Origin of the sequence: Spiroplasma corruscae (assembly GCF_002237575.1) — a bacterium.
GTDB classification, from domain to species: Bacteria; Bacillota_I; Bacilli_A; order Mycoplasmatales; family Mycoplasmataceae; genus Spiroplasma_A; species Spiroplasma_A corruscae.
On the sequence record NZ_CP022535.1, the window covers coordinates 197,982 to 224,364 of the forward strand.

General features: G+C 26.1%; 24 protein-coding genes and 1 tRNA gene. 21 read left to right on the forward strand and 4 right to left on the reverse strand.

The window, feature by feature from the left end:
* Positions 1-32: 32 nt before the first annotated feature.
* Entirely contained in the window at positions 33-662 is a 630-nt protein-coding gene (locus tag SCORR_RS00965) for a peptide deformylase (RefSeq protein WP_342746543.1), read from the reverse strand.
* Between the two features lie 69 nt (positions 663-731).
* Here SCORR_RS00965 and rsmD point away from each other — a divergent pair, with 69 nt between their 5' ends.
* From rsmD to SCORR_RS01010, 9 genes are read left to right on the forward strand one after another with little or no spacing between them, the layout of a single operon-like run.
* On the forward strand, positions 732-1,295 hold the full coding sequence (gene rsmD, locus SCORR_RS00970; RefSeq protein WP_094048242.1) for a 16S rRNA (guanine(966)-N(2))-methyltransferase RsmD: 564 nt from the start codon (positions 732-734) through the stop codon (positions 1,293-1,295).
* Entirely contained in the window at positions 1,296-2,168 is an 873-nt protein-coding gene (gmk, locus tag SCORR_RS00975) for a guanylate kinase (RefSeq protein ID WP_094048244.1), read from the forward strand.
* Between the two features lies 1 nt (position 2,169).
* The gene (gene rsmB, locus SCORR_RS00980) at positions 2,170-3,426 is read left to right on the forward strand and encodes a 16S rRNA (cytosine(967)-C(5))-methyltransferase RsmB (RefSeq protein ID WP_094048246.1); all 1,257 of its coding nucleotides are present in this window, start codon (positions 2,170-2,172) and stop codon (positions 3,424-3,426) included.
* A gap of 45 nt (positions 3,427-3,471) precedes the next feature.
* On the forward strand, positions 3,472-4,542 hold the full coding sequence (gene rlmN / locus SCORR_RS00985; RefSeq protein ID WP_094048248.1) for a dual-specificity RNA methyltransferase RlmN: 1,071 nt from the start codon (positions 3,472-3,474) through the stop codon (positions 4,540-4,542).
* Entirely contained in the window at positions 4,532-5,290 is a 759-nt protein-coding gene (locus SCORR_RS00990) for a PP2C family protein-serine/threonine phosphatase (RefSeq protein WP_094048250.1), read from the forward strand. Before rlmN ends, SCORR_RS00990 begins: the two co-directional genes overlap by 11 nt.
* Positions 5,291-5,331: 41 nt before the next feature.
* Positions 5,332-6,345, forward strand: a complete 1,014-nt coding sequence (locus tag SCORR_RS00995) for a serine/threonine-protein kinase (protein WP_094048252.1) — start codon at positions 5,332-5,334, stop codon at positions 6,343-6,345.
* A gap of 1 nt (position 6,346) precedes the next feature.
* The gene (gene rsgA, locus SCORR_RS01000; protein WP_211279184.1) at positions 6,347-7,234 is read left to right on the forward strand and encodes a ribosome small subunit-dependent GTPase A; all 888 of its coding nucleotides are present in this window, start codon (positions 6,347-6,349) and stop codon (positions 7,232-7,234) included.
* A 1-nt stretch (position 7,235) separates the two neighbouring features.
* A complete protein-coding gene (locus SCORR_RS01005) occupies positions 7,236-7,919 on the forward strand; it encodes a ribulose-phosphate 3-epimerase (RefSeq protein ID WP_094048254.1) in 684 nt (227 codons plus the stop codon).
* Complete coding sequence (locus SCORR_RS01010; RefSeq protein ID WP_094048256.1) at positions 7,909-8,529, forward strand: thiamine diphosphokinase; 621 nt, start codon at positions 7,909-7,911, stop codon at positions 8,527-8,529. Before SCORR_RS01005 ends, SCORR_RS01010 begins: the two co-directional genes overlap by 11 nt.
* Before the next feature lie 34 nt (positions 8,530-8,563).
* On the opposite strand, the gene SCORR_RS01015 is transcribed toward SCORR_RS01010, so the two are convergent.
* Together SCORR_RS01015 and rpmB are read right to left on the reverse strand one after the other, a co-directional pair.
* Positions 8,564-8,646: transfer RNA gene (locus SCORR_RS01015), tRNA-Leu, on the reverse strand.
* 18 nt (positions 8,647-8,664) lie between these two features.
* On the reverse strand, positions 8,665-8,865 hold the full coding sequence (gene rpmB / locus SCORR_RS01020) for a 50S ribosomal protein L28 (RefSeq protein WP_094048258.1): 201 nt from the start codon (positions 8,863-8,865) through the stop codon (positions 8,665-8,667).
* A 204-nt stretch (positions 8,866-9,069) separates the two neighbouring features.
* On the opposite strand from rpmB, the gene SCORR_RS01025 reads away from it, so the two are divergent.
* From SCORR_RS01025 to phoU, 12 genes are all read left to right on the forward strand, one after another.
* Entirely contained in the window at positions 9,070-9,369 is a 300-nt protein-coding gene (locus SCORR_RS01025) for an Asp23/Gls24 family envelope stress response protein (protein WP_211279185.1), read from the forward strand.
* Between the two features lie 61 nt (positions 9,370-9,430).
* Complete coding sequence (locus SCORR_RS01030; protein WP_094048260.1) at positions 9,431-11,074, forward strand: DAK2 domain-containing protein; 1,644 nt, start codon at positions 9,431-9,433, stop codon at positions 11,072-11,074.
* Between the two features lie 12 nt (positions 11,075-11,086).
* Entirely contained in the window at positions 11,087-11,581 is a 495-nt protein-coding gene (msrA, locus tag SCORR_RS01035; protein WP_094048262.1) for a peptide-methionine (S)-S-oxide reductase MsrA, read from the forward strand.
* A gap of 26 nt (positions 11,582-11,607) precedes the next feature.
* Positions 11,608-15,444 carry an FtsX-like permease family protein gene (locus SCORR_RS01040; protein ID WP_094048263.1) on the forward strand — a complete coding sequence of 1,279 codons (3,837 nt, stop codon included), beginning with the start codon at positions 11,608-11,610 and terminating at the stop codon, positions 15,442-15,444.
* Positions 15,445-15,478: 34 nt separating this feature from the next.
* Complete coding sequence (locus SCORR_RS01045) at positions 15,479-15,694, forward strand: hypothetical protein (protein ID WP_094048265.1); 216 nt, start codon at positions 15,479-15,481, stop codon at positions 15,692-15,694.
* Positions 15,695-15,766: 72 nt separating this feature from the next.
* Positions 15,767-16,774, forward strand: a complete 1,008-nt coding sequence (gene plsX / locus SCORR_RS01050; RefSeq protein WP_094048267.1) for a phosphate acyltransferase PlsX — start codon at positions 15,767-15,769, stop codon at positions 16,772-16,774.
* Positions 16,767-17,465 carry a ribonuclease III gene (gene rnc, locus SCORR_RS01055; protein WP_094048269.1) on the forward strand — a complete coding sequence of 233 codons (699 nt, stop codon included), beginning with the start codon at positions 16,767-16,769 and terminating at the stop codon, positions 17,463-17,465. Before plsX ends, rnc begins: the two co-directional genes overlap by 8 nt.
* 129 nt (positions 17,466-17,594) lie before the next feature.
* Positions 17,595-20,546 carry an AAA family ATPase gene (locus tag SCORR_RS01060; protein ID WP_094048271.1) on the forward strand — a complete coding sequence of 984 codons (2,952 nt, stop codon included), beginning with the start codon at positions 17,595-17,597 and terminating at the stop codon, positions 20,544-20,546.
* 22 nt (positions 20,547-20,568) lie between these two features.
* A complete protein-coding gene (gene ptsS, locus SCORR_RS01065; RefSeq protein WP_094048273.1) occupies positions 20,569-21,744 on the forward strand; it encodes a phosphate ABC transporter substrate-binding protein in 1,176 nt (391 codons plus the stop codon).
* A 1-nt stretch (position 21,745) separates the two neighbouring features.
* Positions 21,746-23,848 (forward strand): phosphate ABC transporter permease PstA, encoded by a 2,103-nt coding sequence (gene pstA, locus SCORR_RS01070; RefSeq protein WP_169709023.1) that lies wholly within the window; start codon positions 21,746-21,748, stop codon positions 23,846-23,848.
* Positions 23,849-23,931: 83 nt separating this feature from the next.
* Positions 23,932-24,744, forward strand: coding sequence for a phosphate ABC transporter ATP-binding protein PstB (pstB, locus tag SCORR_RS01075; protein WP_425442627.1), 813 nt, complete (start codon positions 23,932-23,934; stop codon positions 24,742-24,744).
* A 19-nt stretch (positions 24,745-24,763) separates the two neighbouring features.
* The gene (gene phoU / locus SCORR_RS01080) at positions 24,764-25,450 is read left to right on the forward strand and encodes a phosphate signaling complex protein PhoU (protein ID WP_169709024.1); all 687 of its coding nucleotides are present in this window, start codon (positions 24,764-24,766) and stop codon (positions 25,448-25,450) included.
* Positions 25,451-25,460: 10 nt separating this feature from the next.
* Here phoU and SCORR_RS01085 read toward each other — a convergent pair whose 3' ends face one another.
* Positions 25,461-26,351, reverse strand: a complete 891-nt coding sequence (locus tag SCORR_RS01085) for a hypothetical protein (protein ID WP_094048279.1) — start codon at positions 26,349-26,351, stop codon at positions 25,461-25,463.
* Between the last annotated feature and the right edge of the window lie 32 nt (positions 26,352-26,383).

Below are 26,383 nucleotides of genomic sequence, written 5' to 3' on the forward strand. Positions count from 1 at the left end.
TTTTTAAATGAAATAAATTTTAAAAAAGATGACTAAACAAAGTACCAGTCATCTTCTGAATAATAATTATTGGTTTTATTAATATGATCATAGTATAATTTTCCATTATTATGATCTAATTCGTGTTGAAAAACAATGGCTTTATATCCTCTCAAAGTAATATTTATATTTTCTTTAGTTAATCAATTATAACCTTCAACTTGTATTTTGTAACTTCTTGGTACCAAACCTTTATAGTTTTTATCAACACTTAAGCAGCCTTCGCCTCCATCTAAACATGCTATTTTTGTACTTCTAGCTGTAATTTTGGCATTAACCATTGCATATTCTTCTGCTTGAATTACTTTTTCTTTTTCATTAGTTTCAGGATTTGTTATAGTTTTCTTTCATTCAAATCTAGCAAAAAACATATTTTTATTTGCTCCTATTTGTGGAGCTGCCAAACCAACAGCGGGTCTTAAATGATCAATACTTTCTTTATCGTTAATTATTGGGTCTTGGCTAAATCTCACAAAGTCGATAAGTTTTTTCATAATTAATTCATCCTCACTAGATAAAGGAAGATTAACATCTACAGAAATGTTTCTTATAACTTCGGGTTGAGTGTCCTTCCATAACCATTTATTTGTTGGGATTTCTGCTTGTAAAAGATCTTTTTCTAAATTAAAGTTCATATAATTACCTCAAAATGATTATATAATAAAATTAATTTATTATATAAAAGAGGTTTTATGAAGGTTATTAGTGGTAAGTATAGAGGGCGTAAGTTACAAGTGTTAGATGGTAAAAATACTAGACCAACTTTAACAAGAGTAAAAGAAGATATGTTTAATGTTTTAAACAATTATTTTATATACGAGGGTAAAAAATGTTTAGATCTATTTGCTGGTAGTGGTGCACTAGGTATAGAAGCTTTATCAAGAGGCATTGATCACGTTTATTTTAATGAACATAACAAAGAAGCTTTAAAAATAATTAAATCTAATTTAAAGAATATAGATAAAGAGTATTATACATTATTAAGTCTTGATTATAATGTAGCATTAAATTTATTGCATTCAAGTAGTGTTAAAGTTGATTTAATATTTTTAGACCCACCATTTATAGAAAAAGAATACTACGTAAAATTCTTTGACTTCATTAGAGTCAATAAAATACTTAATAATTATGGTATATTAATAATAGAATCTCAACAAAAGTTAAAAAATGAATTATTAATAGGTTTTACTAGCTTAAAATACAAAGACTATAAGAATAAACATCTATATATAATAAGATTAGAGGAAGATAACTAAATGAAAAAAGGAAAGATTATAATTTTATCAGGTCCTTCAGGAGTAGGAAAAGGGACTATTAATAAGGAACTTGCAAAAGATCAAACGCTAAACCTAACTCAATCAATATCAATGACAACAAGAGAACCCAGACCTGGAGAAGTTGATGGAGTAAATTACTTTTTTGTTGATAAAAAAACTTTTAAAGATGCAATTCAACATGATGAATTAATTGAACATGCTGAATTTATTGGTAACTATTATGGAACTCCAAGAAAATATCTTTATGATAAAATCGAAAAAGGTGAAAATGTAGTTCTTGAAATCGAAGTTATTGGAGCTACACAAATATTAAAAAAAGAAGAACCTATTAACTTGGTTTCAATATTTTTAATGCCGCCAAATTTAAAGCAACTTGAAAACAGGCTAAGAAATAGGGGAACAGAAAATGAAGAAGTTATCAAACAAAGATTAGATAAGGCATTACTTGAAATACCTTTAAAACATAAATATCAATATGTAATTACAATAGATAGTGTTGATGATGCTGTTAAAAAAGTCAAAGATGTTTTGTTAAAAGAAAACACTTTAAGTATGGACTGAAAAGAAAGTAAGTATTATAAACTTAAAGAAGATATAAAAAAAGTAATTATCGATCAATATATGTTCTTGGTTAATAATTGAAAAGATAATGTTATCCATTTAGATGACTTTAAAGAAGATAAAGACTTCAACTTTGAAGAATACCTTGTTAACTTCTTGACCGAAAAAATTTATAAATATGTTTTAGCATTTAAAGAAATTGAGTACTTAGATAATTTTACAAATGTGCAATCTATTGCAGAAAAGTTTATGCTTGATTTTAATTTCTTTACAATAAAACAAGATTTGTAATATGACTCCAAGACATATTGCATTAAATATTTTAAATAAGGTCATTTATAACAATCAATTTTCAAATAAGTTATTAAATAAGTTAAAACAAAATTCAAAACTATCCAATAGTGATATTTTTTTTATTTTCAAATTAGTATATGGCGTAATTCAGTACAAAATTTATTTACAGTATGTTTGTGATAAATTGATTAAAAAAGAAATTCCTGAAAAGAAGATATACTTAATTATTTGAATGGCTCTATATCAATTAAATTATTTAAAGGCGGAGCCATATTATGTTATTAATGAAGCTGTTAATTTATGCAAAAAAATTAATATAAAGTATGTTGGATTAGTTAATGCTACTTTAAGAAATTGTATTCAAGAAAGCGTTTGAGAGATAAATATAAAAAATAAAAAAAACATTAAACCATTAAGTCAAGGTATTCCATATTGATTATATTCACAAATTAAAAACCAATATGGTAATGAAGTCTCTGATAAATGGCTATTAAATATTAACGATGAAACAAGTTTGTATGTAAGAGTAAATACGTTGAAAGTTTCTAATACCCAATTTTATTTAAGTTACAAAGATGAATTATCTTTAGAAAAGGTTGATAAAGTAAATGATTTTTACAAGAGTAGCTCAAAAATCTTTCAAATTAAATTAATTGAAGATGGTATAGTATATATTCAAGATCCATTAAGTGGATTAACTTGCCAATTACTTAATCCAAAAAAAGATAATTACATACTTGATATGTGTTGCGCTCCTGGTGGAAAACTAAGTTATATTTATCAGTTGGTTAATGGAAAAGCTAATATTAAAGGTATCGAATTAAATCTATTGAAAAAAAATATACTATTAAATAATCTAAAAAGATTAGGTATTAAGAACATAGATATTGAGTTTATTGATGCTTTGAATTTTGAAACAAGTGATGTTTATGATTATATCTTATTGGATGCACCTTGTTCTGGTTATGGAGTAATAAAAAACAAACCTGAGATTAGGTTAAAAAAATATTCGGATGAAGAAATGAATAAATTATATGATATACAATTATCATTATTAAATAAAGCTTATGATTTATTAAAAGTTAATGGTTCATTAGTTTACTCAACGTGCACTATAAATAAAAAAGAAAACGAAGAAATGATAAAAAACTTCTTAGCCTTGCATAAAAATATCAAAATTGTATTTGAAAAACAATATTTTGGTTATGAATTTAACACAAACGGGTTCTACATGTGCAAACTAATTAAGTTGTAGAAAAGTATTATTCCACAATATGGTATAATTACTAATGGAGTTTATATGAAGAAAAGTATATTTAATTACACACTTGATAAGTTAGGTTTATTTTTAGAAGAAAATGGTTTTAAAAAATATTCTGCTAAACAAATTTTTAATTGATTATATGTAAAAAATGTTTTAGATTTTGAACAAATGACAAATTTAAGTAAAGATCTAAAAGTTTTTTTATCAAATAATTTTATTATTAACCATCTAAATATGTTGGTTTCAGAAGAATCTCATGATGGTACTATAAAACTTCTGTTTATGTTAGATGATAAGAGAACAATTGAAACCGTTTTAATGTCTCAAAAGTATGGACAATCTGTTTGTGTTACAACACAAGTTGGCTGCAAAATGGCTTGCAAGTTTTGTGCTTCTGGTTTAATAAAAACTGAAAGAAACCTAGAAATACATGAAATGGTTTTACAAATTCTAACTATTAATAATATTTTAAGGGAAAAATATAAGGATGACCCAGATAATCCAAGATCTAGAGTAAGTCATATTGTTGTAATGGGTATAGGGGAACCTTTTGATAACTTTGATAATGTTTGAGACTTTGTAAATATTGTGAATAATGACCATAGTTTCAATATCGGTGCTAGACACATAACAATATCAACTTGTGGCGTTGTTCCTAAAATAATTGAGTTCGCAAATCTTAACTCACAAGTAAACTTAGCGATATCACTACATGCTCCTAATAATGAAATAAGAAACAAATTAATGCCAATTAATAAAGCGTATCCAATTGAAAAATTATTTGAAGCAGTAAAATACTACATTAATAAAACTAATAGAAGAATTACTTTTGAGTATATTTTAATAGAAGATATAAATGATTCAGAAGAAAATGCAAGGGAGTTAGCAAAATTAATTAAAGGAATAAACGGTTATGTAAATTTAATACCTTATAATGAAGTAGAGGAAAATCCTTTTAAGAGATCTACTAAAATTAGTCAGTTTTTTTCTGTATTAAGAAAATTAAATGTCAATGCAATATTAAGAAAAGAGTTTGGTAATGACATAAATGCAGCTTGTGGTCAGTTGAGAGCAAAAAGAGAAGGAATAATAAAAAATGAAATTTAGACATACAATGCTATCAGACATAGGAAATTATAGAAAACTAAATCAAGACTACGCTGGTTTTTTGGAAAGTAATGAAGGATATGCTTTTGGTATTGTTTGTGACGGAATGGGTGGACATGCCCATGGTGAAGTCGCTTCTAAAATTGCTGTTGAGAAATTTCTAGACATATTTAAAAATCAAAATTTTGATGGTATGAATCAAAGAGATATTAATCGATGGTTAAGAAATAGTGTTAATGAAATATTAAATGAAATGGTTGAATATTCAAACGATCACTTCGAAACTAAGGATATGGGCACAACTCTAACTGCGATACTTTTTACAAAGATTGGTGCATTTGTTGTAAATATTGGAGATTCAAGAACCTATAAACTTGTTAATGATGAGTTACATCAAATAACTCAAGATCAAAACTTATGAAACTCAACACCGGAAGCTGAAAGAAATGATATGAAAATGTCAGGAATTTACAGCGAAGTGAATGAGGTAACATTTTGAAAAGTACTAACTAGTGCGCTAGGTCCTCAAAAAACATTAAGGATTGATACTTATTTTATTGAAGATATGAAAGGTTTGTATATTCTAACAACTGATGGTATTCATGACTATATGGATAATGACTTAACTACTTCAACATTAGAAAATAATAGAATTAAATTAAAGGATAAAGCATCATTAATAATTGAAGATGCAAAGGAAAATGTATCGACAGATAATTTGACTATACTAATAATTGAGGTGGAGTAAAATCCATTTTTTTTGTTATTATATAGATAAATGAGGTTTGAATGCAAAATTACGTTAGAGGAGAAATACTAGCTGAGAGATATGAAGTCATCGAAGAAATTGGAAAGGGTGGAATGGCTTCAGTTTTTAAAGCGAAAGATATATATACCAAAACAATAGTCGCTGTTAAAGTAATTTCTCTTGATATAGTTACAAAGCCAGTAGGACAAGAACGATTTGAAATAGAAAAAGAAGCTTTTGCTAAGTTGGGTAGTAGTCCATATGTAGTAAAACTTTTTGATGTTATTCAATCAGGAAGCGAATGATTAATCATTTTAGAAAATATTGATGGTGGAACACTAAAAGATAAATACCAACAGTTTGGTGCCATGACACTTTCGGAAATCAAATATTATTTCCCAAAATTATGTGATGCTTTGGAATTAGCCCATAAATTAGGTATTATTCACAGGGATATAAAGCCAGATAATGTATTACTAACTAAAAGTGGTCAAGTAAAACTTTCAGATTTTGGTATTTCTGTTATGGAAGGATTTAATTCGGAATTAGAAAAAGCAATTGGTACTCCTAAGTATATGCCACCCGAGATTATCGCAGCGCAAAAACCAACTCCACAAAGTGATATTTATTCATTGGGTATAATGCTTTATGAGTTTGCAACCGGTATTGCACCATTTATCCATAAAGAACCAAAAAAAATTGCAATTAAGCACATTAATGATTTACCAACTTATCCAAGACTAATTAATCCTTCCATTCCTCAAAGTCTTGAAAATATAATATTAAAAATGATTGAAAAAGAACCAAGAAATAGATATACATCAGTTGCAGAAGTTAAAAGAGATATATTAAAAATTAAATCAACAGATATTGTTAAACAATATAATTATCATAATAAGGCGTCTATCTCAACTGGGCAAAGAGTAAAAAAAGTACGAGTAGGTACTTATTATAGTAAACTTCCATTTGTCGCAAAAAATAGGTTCTCAATACTTTTATCCTTATTTATTTTGGCTTTTATAATAGCATTTGTTTCTGTCTTAGTGTTTGTTTAAATTGAAATTAGGAATAGTTCTAAAAATACTAAGTGAATTTGTTTATGTATTTTTTGAAAACACAATATACATATGTAATACAAAAGGGAATCTAAGACATAACAAGGAAATTCCAATAACAGGAGATCAAGTGTTTTTTGAAATAATTAATAAAGATAAAAATCAAGGTATGATACAAAAAATTAATCCAAGAAAAAATCAACTATATAGGCCTAAAATTGCAAATATTGATCAAGCAATTATTGTTACATCTCTAAGAGAACCTAATTTTAATACACTTACACTTAATAAATATTTGTTTTTTATTGAGACTTTATCAATCGAACCTGTATTATTATTCACAAAGACGGATCTCTTAAATAAAGATGATAAAGATTATTTAAAAGCATTAGAGTATTTCAAACTAGGTTATAAAACTATATTCATTAGTAATGTATTTAAAGTAGATGAGGATTTTCATTCATTAGAAGAAGTTGTTAAAGATAAGGTGTCGGTATTTACAGGTCAAACCGGAGCGGGCAAATCTACAACTTTAAATAACTTAATACCAAATTTATTTGAAAAGACACAGGAGATATCAAAGTCTTTAAATAGAGGTAAACATACCACAACTAAAAATGAATTATTTCATTATAATAGTGGTTTAATAGCAGATTCACCTGGTTTCTCATCATTTCAATTAAAAGATATAAGTCCAATTGATATCACAAATGGCATTCGTCTTTTTAAAAATTATAGAATGAAATGCAAATTTAATAATTGCATTCATATTAACACGCCTAAATGTGAGGTCATTAAGCAATTAGAATTAAATAATATACCTAAATTTATTTATAATGATTATGTAAAAGTCCAAAATGAATTAAAAGATTCATTTAAGAAAGGTTAAAATGAGTAATAAAATAGCTGCAGCTAGTATTTTAACAGCAAACTTTTTAGAATTAAATAAAGAACTAAATAAATTAAAAGATTCTAAAGTTAAATGAATTCATTATGATGTAATGGATTATAATTTTGTACCAAACTTATCTTTTGGTACAAAAATACTCAAAGACATTTGTGATAATTTTAATTTTAATATTGACATTCATTTTATGGTAAGGCTTGATGATAAATGATGTGTAAATAATTACCTAGATTCTTTCTATCATAATAATGTAAAACAATTTACTTTTCATATTGAATCAATCTTAGAAAATAAAATGAAACTAATTTCTAATTATTGTAAGGAAAAAGGCATAAATTTCTCTATTGCTATTAACCCTGATACAGATGTTCAAAAATTAACAAGTTATTTAGAAATAATTGATAATGTTTTAGTAATGAGTGTAAATCCTGGTTTTGGTGGACAATCATTTATAATTAATACATTAAAAAAAATTGAGCAATTATATAAAATTAGACAAAAAAATCATTTAAGCTATTCAATCCAAGTAGATGGCGGAATTAACAATCAAACAATTGATATAGTGAAGAAAGCAGGCGCAGATGTATTGGTTGCTGGTAGTTATTTGTTAAATAATAATTTGAGTATTGATGAAATTAAGAAAAGAGTTATAGAAATTGAAAAATAAAGCATTAGTTGTATGTTGTGAATCTGAAATTGATATTACTAAGTTTAGTGACACTCATTATCTTGTTGGTGTTGAAAGAGGTTGCTTAGATATAATAAAGAAAAAAAGGAAGATTGATTTAGCTGTTTCGGATTTTGATAGTGTTACAAAAGATGAATTGAAATTAATTGAAAGTAACTCTAGTAAGTTAATTAAATTAGATTGTGAAAAAGATAATATAGATGGAATTGAAGCAATGGATTTCACTACAGAAATTCTAGGTGTTAGTGACATCACAGCTATAATTAAACCAACCAAAAGAATTGATTTTAATTTGTCGGTAATAGAATTAATAAATAAATATAATGTAAAAATTATTAACGATTTTTCAATTTTGTTTAAATTAAAAAAAGGAATAACCGAATTGAATTACTTACAATATGAGTCTTTTACTTATGTTTCTTTATTTCCGTTGGAAAAAACAAATATCACAATTAAAAATATGAAATATAATGTAGAAAATCTTATTATTGACAAATTATCTACAAGAGCTTACTCTAATGAAATGTTATATAACGTTAATCCAATATTAGAGATTGATAATGATTTAATAATAATTTTTACAAAATAAAAAACCTAGTTTAACTAGGTTTTAATTTCTTTGTTGGTGCCCTCTGTCGGACTCGAACCGACATGATTTCTCGGCAGATTTTGAGTCTGCTGCGTCTACCAATTCCGCCAAGAGGGCATAATTAAATAATAATTATTATTTAACTAGTTGACTATTTTTTTTCAATGTTCTTAAAGTTCTTGCAGAAACTTTAGTTGTAATTAGTTTTCCGCTTTCATCAATAAGTTTTACTTTTTGTAGGTTAAGGTTTCATTTTTTCTTATTAGCATTCATAGCATGTGATCTTGAGTTACTAAAAATTGGTCCTTTACCAGTTAATGAATCTTTTCTTGCCATTTCAATCACCTCAAATTTTATTAATTTATTTATGTTATAATTTTACGAGCATTATAATTATACATTATTTATAGAATTTATAATAATTATTTAAAAAACTTAATAAAATTTATTTTAATATATATGTTATTGGGGTAAAATAAACTTGTACATTAAAATTTAAATTACTTAGTAACAATTTTAAATAATTTGGGGAGTGATATTGTGGAAACTAATATAATTGATACTATTAAAAATACAATATATACTATTCCAGGAATTGCATCTTTTGCAAATTATCTAATTGATTCATATGATGTTGTAACTGATGATGTTACAAAAGCAGTTGAAATATCAATATTTGAAAATATCTATAAAGTTAAATTACATCTTGTGTTATTCAATGGTGTCAACATTAAGGATGTCTTATCAGAAGTTCAATCACGACTTAAATATGAGTTAGAAAAGAAGTATAACTTTAAAAATAATTTTATTATTGATGTAGTTGTTGATGACTTAAAATAAACTTCTTAATTTGAAATCATTTTTTTAATTTATTTATAAATTTAAGTAGAAAGCGGAAATTATGAAAAAATTGCAAACCTTAAAGAACATGATAACTAGTGGAGTTAATAATATTTATAATAATTATCCTAAAATTGATAAACTAAATGTTTTTCCAGTTCCAGACGGAGATACAGGAACAAATATGAATTTAACCTGTACAAATGGTTTAGCCGAAATAGAAGATGTAAACTTTGAAAATGCTTATGAGTTAATGTCAAAATTTTCAAGAGGTTTAATAATGGGAGCCAGAGGAAATTCTGGTGTAATTTTTTCACAAATAATTAAAGGATTCTCAGTAGGATTTAAAGTTGATGATAGTCAATCTGTTGCTTCTTGAAAAAATGCGTTTAAAAATGCAAAAGAGGTAGCGTATAGTGCTGTTATGAAACCTGTTGAAGGTACAATTTTAACAGTAATTAGAGAAACTAGTGATGCAGTCAATTTATTAGAAGATAATTTAAAAATAGAAGATTTTTGATTAAATGTAATAAAAGCTTCTAAACAATCATTAGATAAAACACCTGAATTACTTCCAGTTCTTAAAGAAGTTGGTGTAGTTGATAGTGGTGGATATGGGTTAGTTAAGTTTTTTGAAGGAATGGAAAACTACATTCGAGTAGGTAAGATAATAACAAGAACAAAAAAACTTGAAGAAAATACAGGTAATAATATCGAACTTGATAATATTGATGAGTTTGGTTATTGTACTGAAGCAATAGTTAACCTAATGGATGATTATATTGATTCTTTAAATGTTGATGTTGTTAGAAGTACATTAGAAGGATATGGTAATACTTCAATAGTTGTTGTAACTGATTCTGATATTCTAAAAATACATACACATGCTCTTATGCCTGGACAAGTTTTGACTTTCTTGCAACAATATGGAGAATTTAAGTCTATAAAAGTAGAAAATATGACTTTACAAGCAGAAAAACATACAACTGCAAAAGCTAAGAAAAACTCTTTAATCAATGATAATGATAGAAAAAGAGAGTTAAAAAACGAAATAGCATCAATTTCAGTTGCTAGATCAAAAGGTATCGCTGATTATTTTAAAGAACAATTAGTTATTGATTATGTTATTAATGCAGGTTCTAAAATGAACCCTTCAACAAATGATTTTTTAGAGGCAATAGAAAAAGTCGATGCAAAAACTGTTTATATATTCCCAAATGACTCAAATGTCTTACTAGCAGCTAAACAGGCAAAAGATTTAGAAAAACATTCAAAGGTTGTTGTTATTGAAACAACAACAATACCCGAAGGAATAACAGCTTATTTAAATTTAGACCCAGATGAGACAATCAAAAAAAATGAGTCTTCTATTAATAAAGCATTAAAAAATGTTACTTCAATCGCTGTTAATAAAGCAGCGAGAGATGCAAAAATTGATAATGTTGAGATTAAGAAAAATCAATATATGGCATTGGTTAATAGAAAAGTTGCAATTGCTACTGATAATTTAAATGAAACATTAACAAAAGTGTTATCAAAAAATATAAACTCTAAAACAGAGATTTTAACTATCTTTACAGGTATTGATGCAACTTATAAAGATGTTAGTAATTTAAGAAAATATCTTGATGAAAATTTTGACGTTGAATATGAATTAGTAGATGGTGGACAAGAAGTGTATACTTTTATCATAGGTATTGAATAAAATAGGTGAAATATGAAAGAAATAGTATTAGGTGCTGGCTGTTTTTGGGGAACACAAGCATTTTTTGATAGGATAAAAGGTGTAAAATCAACTTTAGTTGGCTATGCTAATGGTAATTTAGATAACGTTACTTATGAACAAGTATGTAAAGGAAACACTGGTTTTATTGAAGTATGTAAAATAAGTTTTGATGAAGGTATATTAAATCTTAATACAATATTAGAAAAGTTCTTTAGAATCATTGACCCAACAATTGAAAACCGACAAGGTAATGATTTTGGAACACAGTATCAATCTGCAATATTTTATAATTTAATGGATAAGGATGAATTTGTTCCAGTTATAAATAGTTTTTTTAATAGTGTAAAAAGTAACTATAATAACGAAATAAAAACTAGAGTTGATGTTCTAAAAAACTTTGTTAAAGCCGAAGAGTATCATCAAAAATATTTAGATAAAAACCCAAGTGGATATTGTCATATTGATCTTAATAAAGCTAATGATTAAGAGAATTTGAATGAGAGAAAAAAATAATGAAAAATATTTTAAAGTCATATTTTAAGTTATTTATAAAGTTATGAGTGGAAACAATTGGTGTAATTGCATTTTTAACAATTTTTACTATGCTTGTAGTAGGTATGTTAGCAACGCCATTACAGTTAACTATGAAAACAAGTAGTATTGAAAATAAAACAAATTTATGAAACCAACAAAGACAAACTATTCCAGCTCTAACAAATGATTTTATAAATAATTACTTTATTAACTACGATGTTAATACCGATAAAGAAATTAAACTAAATAACGAAAATTATTCTATAACTATAAACACCCCTGAAGGTGGTTTTTTTACTAAGGATTCATTAACTAGAATTGAAGAGTATGCTGAGTATTCAAAGACACATGATGCTAAATATTTTTGTGAAGAAACAAGTGTAGGTAATGAAAATCAAGATTGTATTAATGAGTTTGTAGAGTCATCTAAAATAGATCTTGCAAGAAGTTTAATTGATTCTTTTTATTATTATGGAGATGAGCATAGTCTAACAATTGCTGATGGTAGTGATATTGAACCATTACTTGTAAAAGATATTTTTACTAATAATGGAAGTTGATTAAATATTAATAATTGATCAACAAGAAGTGTAGAAGATTTTATAATTTACAACATTATAAAAAACATTGATGATGATAAAATGGATTATAATTCTTTTATGAATGTTGTTTATAATGAACCAATACAGGGAACTGAAAATCAATCATACGAGTTTCTTTTAACTTCATCAACAAGTCTTGAATATGATTATCAAACTTTGAATAATTTAATTTTAGAGGATATCAATAGCAGACTACCAGAAATAAATTCAGAGGTAGTGGTAAGTGATAGTTATGCAAAAAACTTTAATAAAAAAATTGGTGATGAGATAGAGATAAAAGGTAAAAACTTTAAAATAGTAGGTTTTGGTAATAAGTATTCAACTTTAACACCAACATACTATTCTCCTTTTAGTACTTCAATTGAAAATTATGTACAAGTGTATATGAAAAATAGTTTTTTTTATGAAACAAATGATAGTTATTCTTTTAAAAATCTTTTCCTAACAAATAACTTTGAAACTAGTAATATAAGTGGAAAAATGTTTAGATATTATTATGAAAATTATGTAAATTTTAATGATAATAATATTAATTTAAACAATCTACTAACAAATTATATTGAAAATGGTAAACCTTCTTTAGAAAATGAGTTAAAAGGCACATCAATATTTTCACCAGGAGCTAGTCCCTTTAAAGATATTTCACAACACAAAAATATTAGTGAACTTAATAATTTATTTATTATGACCTATATTTATTTAGCTATAGGAGTTATACTTTTTGTATTAGGTTTTTGTTTTGTGATATTTATTTTAAAAAAAGAAATAAACAATACAAGAAATCAATTAGGGGTTTTTAAAGCACTAGGTTATAGAACAAATCAGTTAACCTGAATATTTGCTCTAAAAAATTTTGTATCTATGTCAATTTCTATTATTATTGGATATTTATTGTCATTTCCATTTCAAATAGATTCTGCAGAAAAACAGTTTAAATCATTGGTAACATTTAAGTTCGATTATATTTATCATGATCCAATATTTATAATTCTTCTTGTAGTGTTAATACCATTAACATTCTCACTATTCGCTTACTTTATAATATTTAGGGTCTTAAATGCAAGTGCGTTAGATTTAATTCAAAAACAGACTAAACGTAATAAGAAAAGCTATTTTATTCTTTCGTTGCAAGTTTTATTCTTTCCATTTTTAATATTTACATTAATAAATTACTTGATTTTGAATTATTCAAAAAAATATAATAAGTGATTCTCTTTTAAACTTCAAAATGCATTTGTGAGTGATAATAAAGGAAAGTTTTTATTAATTGTTTCATTATTTGGTATAAGTGCATTCTTATTTACAACTCAGCTTAAAGCAATCCCGGTTCTTAAAAATATGTTTGAATCTGGATATAATATATATAACAAAGATGTAAATCATTACTATAATTTTAGAAAAGTTAATAATGTGAAGTATTCAGATAGTGGATTAATGAGAAACAATATTTTACCTGATTATAAAATTTCATATAGTGACATTGAAGAGGATAAAGAAAAATATATAAAAGAAAATATATTATATAGTGGAAAAATATCATTACTAGCAGATTCAATATCAAATTTTAGAAATAAAGTACTTAATAATGAAGATTTAAAAGAGTATAAAGCATATTTAAATATTCTTTGCAATACCACATTTTTAATGTATCCTTTAAACTTCGATGATACTAGTATAGATGTTGAAAAATGAATAAAAGAAAATCTACTTCCATTATTATTAACAAGTGATGAAAACGAAATAAAAGAGAAAGTTGACAAAATATTAATATCTAGTCCTAACTTATTAACCATTAAACCAATCGAAGGTGATAAAAATACAGGTATATATACAAATGATATTGCAAAATATGTTTGTGTTTCACTACCTGATTATAATGGTGATTGTAATAACGTCAATGAATTTAGAACTTATGCAAAGAATATAAATAATAAAACTAGTTTTAACAATTTTAATGAACAAGCTAACACTAATGAGCAGTTTCCAGTTATTAGTACAGCATTAAGGGATTGGATATCTGCTTTTATATTAAGTGATAGTTCAATCAACCCTTTTATAGCCGCTAATAAAGTACTCTTTGATAAGCAAAGAGAATTACTTACATTAAACCTTAAATTTTTTGTAGAAAATAATCAAGATGTAGATGTAACTGGAGCAAATATAATTCTTACTGATACAAATAATAATTATGGTAATCCTAAAATTATTTTTAACTGATCTTCAATAAGTGATGATGCATATAAAAGTCTATTGGAAGATAATAAAAATTATACAAATGGACTAATATCTTATAGGTTATCAAGATTATTAAATTTAGGTGTCGGTGACACTTTTGAAATAAATGTTGGTCAAACTACGCATAAAGAATTAATTAAAGTATCTGGTATTATTGATGACAATACATTATTAGAAGAAATATATGTTGATTATAATGTGATGATGAATAAAGTTGGTAAATCTATTATTTCTAATAGAGTAGTATTTTCTAATTTGTATAGCACAATGGATGCTAGTGAAGGTGAGATTGATTTAACTAATATAAGAAAATCAATAGATACTTTTAAAAATAAAAGAGATCTATTCTCATATGCTTCTACTACTAAAAAGCCCTGATTAGCTTCTAATCTAGATCTTTACTTAAATCAAATATCAAAAACAAGTAATAGTTCTAATTCTATATTTGATAATTTAAAGAAAGCAGCAAAATATATTAATGATAATTATTTGGAAGCACCGTATAACCAATCATTCTTTATTAATCCTGGAGTAATAACTTTACCAATATTAAAAGAGTTAATTGATAGTATATTGGGTGAAGTACAAAAATCATTACTTACTTATGTAATAATAGACATATTCTTACTCACAATTCTATTAATAGTTTTAATGAATGTAATAATTAATGATGCAATAAATATAATTACTGTTATGAGATCAATGGGTTATACTAACAAAAAAATTAATTGAATGATAATGGGAAAATATATAGTCTACTCCTTTATTGGGTTTTTAATCGGCTACGGAATGTCCGTTGTGTTATGATATTTAATACAGTACATTGTTTGAATGAAATTCAAAGTTGCAGTTATAATACCAACTTTAGTTTGGATACCATTTGTCTCGGCAATAGTTCTTGGTACCATATTATATATAGGGTGACTTGCAGCAACAATCCAGATTAAGAAAAAACCACTAACATTGCTAATAACATAAAAATTGTTTAAAATCTTATAAAGGAGATATATATATGCCATTACCTAAGAATAGTTCGTCATCTAATGATGCTTGTTGTCCTGGAGGAGCACATAATTGCTACACTTGTAGAGTTTGTAGTGGATCATTTCATGGCTGTAAAAGTTGTATGAAATGTATTAGTTGTGTAGTTTGTTATGAAAAAAAATGTCCATGTTGTATCGATGGTAGCTCAAAACAAAAGGAAAATAAAGCAAAATATAACAAATAGATAAAAACAATGTTTAAACATTGTTTTTTTGCGTAAATAATATTACGATATTATTATATTGGAGATTAAAATATGTGCTATAAAATAATTGCATTTGATGTTATGGGTTCAGATAATGGCCTTATACCAGCTATAGAAGCAACGGTTCAAATATTAAAGGAAATAAATGATTTAAAAGTTATACTTGTTGGTGACCAAGAAGAAATAAAGAAAATTCTTCAAAACCTTAAATATAACTCAGATAGAATAGAGATTGTTAACACTACTCAAGTTATTAATATGAACGATGGTATATTAGAATTTAGAAGAAAAAAAGATTCAAGTATGGTGAGGGCGATTGAATTAGTTAATGAAGATAAAGCGGATGCTATTGTTACTGGAGGAGCAACAGCTCCCTTTATTGCCGCTTCTCATTTTATTTTAAAAGAAATGAAAGGTGTATCAAGGCCGGCATTTATGCCAGTTATACCCACTATTATAAAAGATAAGGTAACCTTATTATTAGATGTTGGTGCTAATATTGAATGTGATATAAATGATTTAACAACTTTTGCTATTTTAGCAAGCGCATATTCAAAAGTTATTAATAAAATTAATGAACCACTAGTTGGTTTATTAAATGTAGGGGAAGAAAAAACAAAAGGACAGGAACTTCATAAGGAAACTTACGTAGAGTTAGAAAAAAATAAAAAGATTAATTTTTATGGAAACATTGAGGCTAGATATATTACATCAGGATATGTTGACATAATTGTAACTGATGGTTATAGTGGAAATATTGCATTAAAATCTGCTGAAGGAATGGGAAAAAACTTACTAAACGAAATTAAATCAGCTTTAACAAAAAATATTTTTAGAAAGTTGGCTGCCTTAAGATTAAGAAAAGCTTTTAAAGAAGTATCTGCAAAATTTGATTATAAAAACCATTCAGGTGCATTATTAATTGGTCTAAATAAAATTGCATTTAAGTCTCACGGTTCAAGCGATAAAAGATCATTTTATGGCACATTAAAAATGACATATAATGCCATTAAAAATGATGTTGTAAATAAATTGAAAGAAGTATTAAAAAATGAATAGTATAAAGAAGTTTTTTGAAAATTTAAATGTAATAGTTAATAATCAAAGTATATATGAAGAAGCATTAACTCATAACTCATTTGCTAATGAAAATAGATTATCAAGGAATTATCAAAGATTAGAATTTTTAGGTGATGCTATTATCCAATTAAAAGTTAGTGAGTATTTGTTTAATAAGTTTGATAAAGCCAATGAAGGAGTTCTTACTAAAACTAGAAGCGCTGTGGTAAGAGAAGAATCATTGGCAATAATTTCAAGGTCAATTGGTTTAGGTAAATTAATAAGACTTGGAATTGGTGAATTAGATTCTGAAGGTTATAATAAGGACTCAATATTATCTGATGTCTATGAATCTATAACTGCTGCAATTTATTTAGATAGTGATAGCGAAAGTCTAAACAATTGGCTAAGTAATACGTTATTTAAAGAGATTAATTTAAACAATTTTTTAGAAGAAGTATCTGATTATAAATCTGAATTACAAGAATTAATACAATTAGAAATGAGAAATGAATTAGTTTATAAATTATTCTCACAACAAAAAGATAACAACAATCAAATTGTATTTACAGCCCACGTTATGATAGATAATATGTTATATGGAGTCGGAAAGGGCACAAGTAAGAAAAGGGCTGAGCAACTCGCAGCTAAAGATGCATTATCAAAAATAAAAAAAAGTAAGACACAATAACGTATGTTATTGTTTTTTATTAATATAAAAAAATAAACAAAATTTTAATTTGTTTGGTATTTTTTAATAATTAAGTTTATAATAAAACCAGTTATATAGGACGGCTATATACAAATACAAGAGGTAAAAATGATATTTTTAAAAAGAATAGAAGCTATTGGCTTTAAATCTTTTGCTGAAGAAATTAAACTGGATTTCGATTTCTCAATGACAGGAATAGTTGGACCTAACGGTAGTGGTAAATCTAATATTAATGATGCCATTATGTGAGCACTAGGTGAACAGTCATATAAAACTTTACGTGGAGATTCAATGGAAGACATTGTATTCTCAGGAAGTAGCGAAAGAAAAGCTCTAAACTTAGCAGAAGTTACACTTGTATTTGATAACTCAAACAGATCATTTAGTTCTTTAGAATTTAATGAAGTAGCCATTACTAGAAAATACTTTAAAAACACAAAAGAATCTGAATATTACATTAATAATTCAAGAGTAAGACTTAAAGACATTCAGGATGTTGCATTAGAAACAGGATTGACAAAATCAAGTTTAGCAATAATATCACAAGGTTCAATTAGTAACTTTGTAGAGTCAAAACCTGAAGAAAGAAGAAAACTTTTTGATGAAGCAGCTGGTGTTGCTAGATATAAAAAAAGAAAAGATGAAGCTATCAGAAAACTTAGTAGAACACAAGATAATCTAGATAGAATTAACGATATAATAAATGAAATTGAAAGAAAGCTTCCAAGTTTAGAAAAGCAATCTAAGAAAGCTCAAGAGTATCAAAAGGCATTTGATGAACTAAAGTCAATTGAAGTTTCGGTACTGCTTAATGACATTAAAATATATACATCAAAATTAAATGATTTAGAAAATCAAAAAGCAGATTTAAAAAATGAAATGAATAGTTTACAAAAAATTATTACTAAAAATAATTTAGAATATAGCCAGTTAGTCTCAACTAGTAATGTTAACGACAAAGATCTTTCAAAACTTAATAAAGATTTCACAAAAGCAGTAGAAAAAATAAGTGAACTTAAAGTTGCTAAGATTACTTTAGAGTCAAAAAAAGATAAAACAAATATTGATGATAGTGAATACAAAATTTCAGAACTAAAAAATCAAGCTAAATATTTAGAAATTGAAATAGAATCTGAAGAAAATCACTTAACAAGTCTTATTAATTCAAAACATAATAAAAAACTTCAAATAGATAATTTATCATCTGAAAGATATAAATTAAATAATGAATTAGAAGCATTAAATAAAAATATTAATAAGATTGAAATTCAATTGGAAAACTTGCAGGCGAAAAAAAGCTCATTGGATAATTTATTTGATGGAGTAAAAAATATATTAGAAAATAAAAATATCTTACCAGGCATTGAAGGCACTGTATCTGATTTTATAAAAGTTAATAAAGACCATGAACATGCAATTTCAACAGCATTACAAAATAATTTACAAAACATTATTGTAAAGAATACATCAAATGTAAAAAATGCTATTGAATTTCTTAAGAACAATAAAGGTGGTTATGCAACTTTCTTACCTTTAGATACACTAAAAGCTAATTATATTAATGATCAAACAAAATTTATTATTAAAAATACAGATGGTTTTATTGGGTTTGGTAATGAAATAGTTTCTATTGAAAAAAAATATAAAATCGTTTTAGATTATTTATTATCAAATTATTTAATTGTTGATAATTTTGACAATGCAGTAAATTTATCAAAAGTAACGAATGCAAAGTTTCACATTATTACCTTAGATGGTCAAAGAATTTTACCATATGGAGCAATTGTTGGTGGAAGTAAGAAAAATAAAAATACAAATTTATTTGATAGTGGTTCAATTGAAAAGTTTGAAACAGCTAAACAAGAGTTGCTTTCAAAGCAAGAAAGTATAGAAGCAACAATCTTAAAAATTTCAGAATCAATAGAAATTCAAAGAGAGCATCATAATGAAATTCAAGCATCTATAGCAACTTCTAAAAAGAACTCAGAGAATTTGGAAAAAAACCTAAACACTATTAAAGATGAATTTAGAATTTTAACTGGTAATGAGTTGAATAGTGAATCTATAGAATATAAATCAATTGATGAACAAATAATAAAAGTTATGGAACAAATTACAGCTGCAAATAATTTTAAACTTCAAATTGAGCAAGAAATAAATGTAATTCGTTCATTGAAAGATCAATCTAGTCAAAAACAAAATGATTTATTTAAAGCACTTGAGGTTGATAGAAATATGTTAAGTGTATTAAAAGAGAAGTTTTCAAGTTTAAATGGTGATAGTAATTTATTAAGAGAAAAGCAATCTAATGCAAAAGACAGGCTTGCACAAGATTATAATATGACTTATGAAAATGCATTAAAACTACAAGAAGTAGAAATAGAAAATGAAAAAGAAGTAAGAGAAAAAATTAAAGAACTAAGAAGTCAAATAAATTCACTAGGAAGTATAAATGTCGATTCTATTGAAGAATATAAAGAAGAAAATGGTCGATATGAATTATATTTATCTCAATCAAACGAGATAATTGAATCAATAAAAAACCTAAAGAATGCTATAGTTGATATGGATCAACAAATGATAGACCAGTTCAAAAAGATTATTTCAGACGTGAATAGAGTTCTTCCTGAAACATTTGCAACTCTGTTTGGAGGAGGAACGGCTTCTATAATCTATACTGACCCTGATGACATACTAAACACTGGTATTGATTTAAAACTTGCACCACCTGGAAAAAAAATTTCAAATCTTAATTTATTAAGTGGTGGAGAAAAATCAATGGTTGCTTTATCAGTATTGTTCTCAATCTTAAAAGTTAGGCCAATACCATTAGTTATACTTGATGAAGTTGAAGCGCCATTAGATATTGCAAATGTTGAAAGATTTGCTAAGTATATAAAAACTTTTATAAGCAATACTCAATTTATTATTGTAACCCATAGAATAGGAACAATGGAAAATTGTGACAAGCTTTTTGGGGCAACTATGGAACAAAAAGGAATTACTAAAATTGTACAGATTAAACTAGTTGATGCTAAAAAAATTACAAGTAGCAATTAACGGTTAAAGGAGAATATTTTAAATGAGTAAAAAAATTAGTATATTTCTAATTTCATTCTTATTAATTATGTTAAGTTTTTGAATTTGAACGATTGCAACAACAAAAGATTCAATTGTTATTGGTGGTAGTACGAGTGTTAACCCGTTCATGCAACTAGCAACAAAATCATATTCCAAAAATGATTTCGTTTATAATTCAACTGGTAGCCAAGCAGGTGTTAGTGGGGTTGAAAAAGGAATGTACGAGGCTGGTTTCATCTCTAAAGATGCTGTTGATGGAGAAGGTAAAAGCCAAACATTGTCAAGTGGTAATAGTTTTATTAAAGATGGTTATTGAGAAGTTAATAAAGATGGAAGTTTCACCGATTATAAAAAACAGCTTAAAGAATATAGTAATAGTTCAAAATCAAATAGTTTTTTATCAATAACAATTGCTATTGATGCAATTGGTATTATATTTAATTCACCTAGTTACTGATCAAAACAAGTTAATGGAACTTCTATAAATGATCTCGTAAATTTTAATATTAATGAAAAAGATGATTTATTAGCTTTATTGTATGAAGGTAATATAACATGATATGATTTAGCGTCAAAATTTTTAGCTAAGTTAAATAAATCTAATTTAGATTTATTAAAAACATGAAATGAAGATAATAAAGATGCTGGAAACAATAAAGTTCCAACATTTACTAGAGAAGACGGTTCAGGAACTAGATCTGCATTTTCGGATTTAACTAAAATTAAAAAAATGCCAAACTCTAATGTAGTTAATTCAAATGGTGCAATGATAGAACAAATCAGATCATCGACTGGTTTTGGATATGTTTCCAATGGTTTTATACAAAATCTTTCAAAAGATAGTGGAATATATTTAGCTGGAATAGAATGACAAAAATTAGCATCTCCATTAACAGAGGGAAATAATCCTTTCAAGTTTAGCGATGAAAGTTTATCTTGAGAGAAGTCAGATACATATAATAGTAATAATGAGTTCATAATAAACAGCTACTCATTTAAAAGACCATTTATATGCATTGCTAATATTAAAAGTAAACATTTTGAAGAACTTTATAATTTTATTGAATTTCTTTACTTGTGAAATGAAGATGATAAAGAGAATCCTTTTAATATAGAAGGGTTAGTAAAATCAATAATTTTTAATGAATTACACAAACAAGTGGGGAACCAGGAGTAAGATGAAAGAAAAACATAGATCAATGAAGCAATATAAAACAAGATCTAAAAAGATAGATATTGCATCAAAGAATTTAATTATTTTTATGACAACAATTGTCATTTTAATTCTGACAATTCTTATATCATTTATTCTTTATAAATCAGTAAACTTCTTTAAAGAATTCTCATTTTTTAAATTTATATTCTCAGGGGATTGATCCCCAGGTAAAGATGGAGCATCTGATTCAAGCTATGGAATAGGTAGAATAATTGCATCAACGTTAATGATGTTATTAATATCATTAATATTCGCTATTCCACTAACAATTTTTAGTTCATTATTTATTACAGAATATTTATCTGGACGACTAAAAAAATTTGTAATTCTATTTATTCAATTACTTGCTGGAATACCATCTGTTGTATTTGGATTATTTGCAATAGATCAAATAGGACCAATGTTTGTTAAAATGGGTGCACCAACAGGTGCAAACATGATGACAGCAAGTTTAACATTATCATTTATGGCATTGCCAACTATGATTGCTTTATCAATAAATGCAATAGAAGCTGTTCCGGAAGGTCACAAATATGCGTCATTAGCATTAGGGATGACAAAAGAGAGAACTACTTTTAGTGTAGTATTAGTTTCTGCATCACCTAAAATAGTTACTGCAATTATAACTGGAATTGCAAGAATTGTTGGAGAAACTATGGCCGTTATATTAATAGCAGGAAATTCAACCAGAGGTTTAAATGTTGATGATGGATTTACAGGGTTCTTATTCTCTTCAATAAAAACTTTAGCAGGAACTATTGGGTTAGAAATGCTGGAGAATAATGGTTCAATTCATGAATCATCATTATACGCAATTGGATTAGTTTTATTTTTTGTTGTTATAATTATTAATTTATTGATAATGGCTATTGGAAATATTAGCAATAGTAATAGAAACAGACATAAAAAAAATAAAAAGTTTGCTTCTATTGGTTATAATAAAAACTATACATATAATTCACATAAATTAGATGTCCTTGTTCAAACAAATACAGAATCTAGATTTAGAAAAAAAGTTCACTCAACAGTGCTACGGGCATTCATGATATCTTCAACAGCTATAATAATAGGATTTATATCTTGAATACTTATAACAGTAATAGCTAATGGATTAATTAATTTTAACTATTATTCATTTGTAGAAATAACAGGACAAAGATCAGGTATATTCGCATTGCTATTAACGACAATATTATTAGTTGTATCAACAATTATTATTGCAATTCCTTTATCTTTATTTATTGCACTTTATTTAGCTGAGTATGCACATAAAGATAGTAAGTTTGCTAAGATCATTAGATTTTGTATAAATGTTCTTGCTTCTACTCCAAGTATTGTATTTGGTGTATTTGGTCTAAGTTTATTTGTAACTGCGATGGGACTTCCAATGTCTATATTTGCTGCTAGTTTAACTATGACAATTGTGATTATGCCTACAATGATTACTTCGTTTGAAGACTCAATTACATCAGTCCCAACATTATACAAGGAAGCTGCTTATGGAATGGGAATGTCAAAGTCGGGAGTTATGTTTAAAGTAGTTATTCCAAATTCATTAAAAGGATTTATGACTACTGTTATTCTATCTGTATCAAGAATAATTGGTGAATCAGCTCCTGTTTATTTAACACTTGGTACAGCTGTAAGAATGCCATCAGATGGTTTCTTTTCTTCAGGTGCAACACTAACAACTGAAATATACATGCTAGCTTCAGAAGGAAGTACTGCTGAACTACTAGGAACTGCTTATCAAATAGCGTTTGTAGCAATATTATTAGTTTTAGGATTAATAATTTTGAGTAGATATATAAGTAATAAGTTAGATCCACTTCATAAAAATGTAACTTGAAAAAGTAAGTTTATAAATCTATATAATTCAATTTTTAAATTTCATTATAGAGCTTGATTTAAAAAATTATTTAAAAATATAAGAAGAAAGTTCAAGAAGTTATTTAGAACAATAAGTTATAAAAATATTAGAATTTATTATAAAAATAGTAGGATTAGAAAAAAAGTTATAAAAGATATAATTAAAGATGCTAAAGGACCAAGAAAAACTAATTAAAAAGAGGGGTAATCATGGCAAAGTTAAATAAAATAAAAACTACTAATGTAGATGAAGAACTTAATCAAGAAGTTATAGAAGAGATTTCAGAAGATCAACTTTATGTTAAAAATACTCACAATGTTCCGATTAGCAAAAGACCTGAAGTAATTAAAATAAGTGATTTTAATTTCTATTACAATAAAACAAAGAAAGCATTAAAAAATATAAATATGAATATTAAGCAAAACACTGTTGTAGCCTTCATTGGACCATCAGGTTGTGGTAAGTCAACTCTTATTAGATCAATAAATAGAATGAATGATTTAGTAAATAATATTTATCTTGAAGGACAAATTGAGGTTAATGATATAAAAATTTATGAAAAAGGGGTTGATGTAGTTAAATTAAGAACTAATGTTGGTATGGTATTTCAAAAAGCAAATCCGTTCCCAATATCAATTTATGATAATGTGGCTTTTGGGCCAAGAAATCAAGGTGTAAAAGATAAAGCTGCCTTAAATCAAATAGTAGAAGACTCTTTAAAAAAAGCTGCATTATGAGATGATGTAAAAGATTACTTAAGAGATTCTGCACTTAGTTTAAGCGGAGGCCAACAACAAAGGTTATGCATTGCAAGAGCAATTGCAATGAAACCAAAAATTCTTCTAATGGACGAACCAACAAGTGCACTTGATCCAATTGCCACTTTAAAAGTGGAGGAATTAATACTAAAATTAAAAAAAGAGTTTACAATTGTAATAGTTACCCATTCAATGGCACAAGCTACAAGAATAAGTGATTATACAGCATTTTTCTTAAATGGTGAGTTAATTGAATATGATAAAACAAAGAGAATATTTACTAACCCAAAAAACAAAAAAACAGAGGACTATATTTCAGGTAGATTTGGATAAGAGAAAGGAAGCAAGCAATATGTCATACAATAAAATATTAGACAGAGACATTGAAGTTATTAAAAAAGATTTGCTATCAATTATTGAATTAACTAAAACACAATTTGCAAGTACATTTGAAGCTTTAAAAAACCAAAACTATGATATTGCACAAGAAGTTATTGATAATGATGTTAGAATAAATGACATGCAGAATAACTTTACGAGAATGGCTCTTTGAAAAATTGCGAAACAACAAATGGTTGCTGGTGATTTAAGATTAGCGGTTGGAGGAGTTTTAATTTGTAGAGAGGTTGAAAGAATAGCGGACGTAGCAAAAAATATTTGTTACTTCTCATTGAAATATAAACCAGAGACAATCGAATTACAACAAATTTCTAAAATGTTTAACTTAGTAAATAAAATGCTGAATATAATATTGAACCTTGTTGAAAACTATAATGAAGATCAACACCAAAAGGTTATAAAAGTAGAAGAACAATTAACTAATGAATTTAATGATATTAATAATGCGCTTGCAGAAAAAGTTCTTGATTCAAAAAGTAAGGAAGAAGCAGTTAAGATTATAACTATTGTAAAACAATTAAAAAATCTGGAAAGAGCCAGTGAACAACTATTAAATATTGAAGAAACAGTTCAATTCATTAGAACAGGTAAGTTTGAAGAATTACAAGAATTTATAAACAAAAAAAACGAAAAAAAATAAATCTTATGATTTATTTTTCATTTAATGTAATTATTAAAGATTTATCAAAATACTTTTTGTTAAGTGTAATGGTAGTATATCCCTTTTTATAATCAATAGATTCAATACTAAAGAAATTAGCACAATCTTTATCATAGGGATTTAAATAAGTATGTTTTGATAACCACTTTAATATATTGAATGTCATTACTGATTTATCCTTTGAAAAAAATATTTTTTTATCTTCACTATTTCTTAAACTTTTAATGTCACGTCTAAAATAAAACTTTAAATTTGTGCTACACAAATAATCAGCTTTTATGTAGTTTTTTGATTCTAATGTTGTTTTAATAGCATCAAAATCTAAAAAATCATAAAATTCGTTTATATTATTCAAGTATAATAACTCAAAACTGTATCAATCAATAAAGTTTTGATATCTTGCTTTTAATTTATCTTCAATTTCGAGTTGAATGTAATTATTCTTATCAATTATCATTGGGTATAGCTTCAAATAATCTTGTGTATTTTTGATAAACTTATCAATATTGTCATAATTATACAAAATTAGTGTAAAACTTTTAATTATATCTTCTGATATAATTGACTTATTTTTTTTATTAGAGAATTGAACCTTTAATTGATCACCAACAAGTGACAAAAATTTTATATTAGCATCTTTAAAAATATCTATAAATAATGGGTCGTCTCCAAGATTATCTTTTACAATACTTTTTATATTTTTTTTAACATAATCTGTTTCAGATGATGACATATCATATCTATAATATAAAAATTCATTTCATGATTGGATAAAATTTTCATATTTTGATTCATTAACACTTGCTTTTTTAACAGTTCCTAGAGTTGAAGGAACAACAGTTAATCCTAATGCAAACATCATCTGTAGTATTTTTTTCATAAATTCCACCTTAAATAATTTTAGTATCAAAA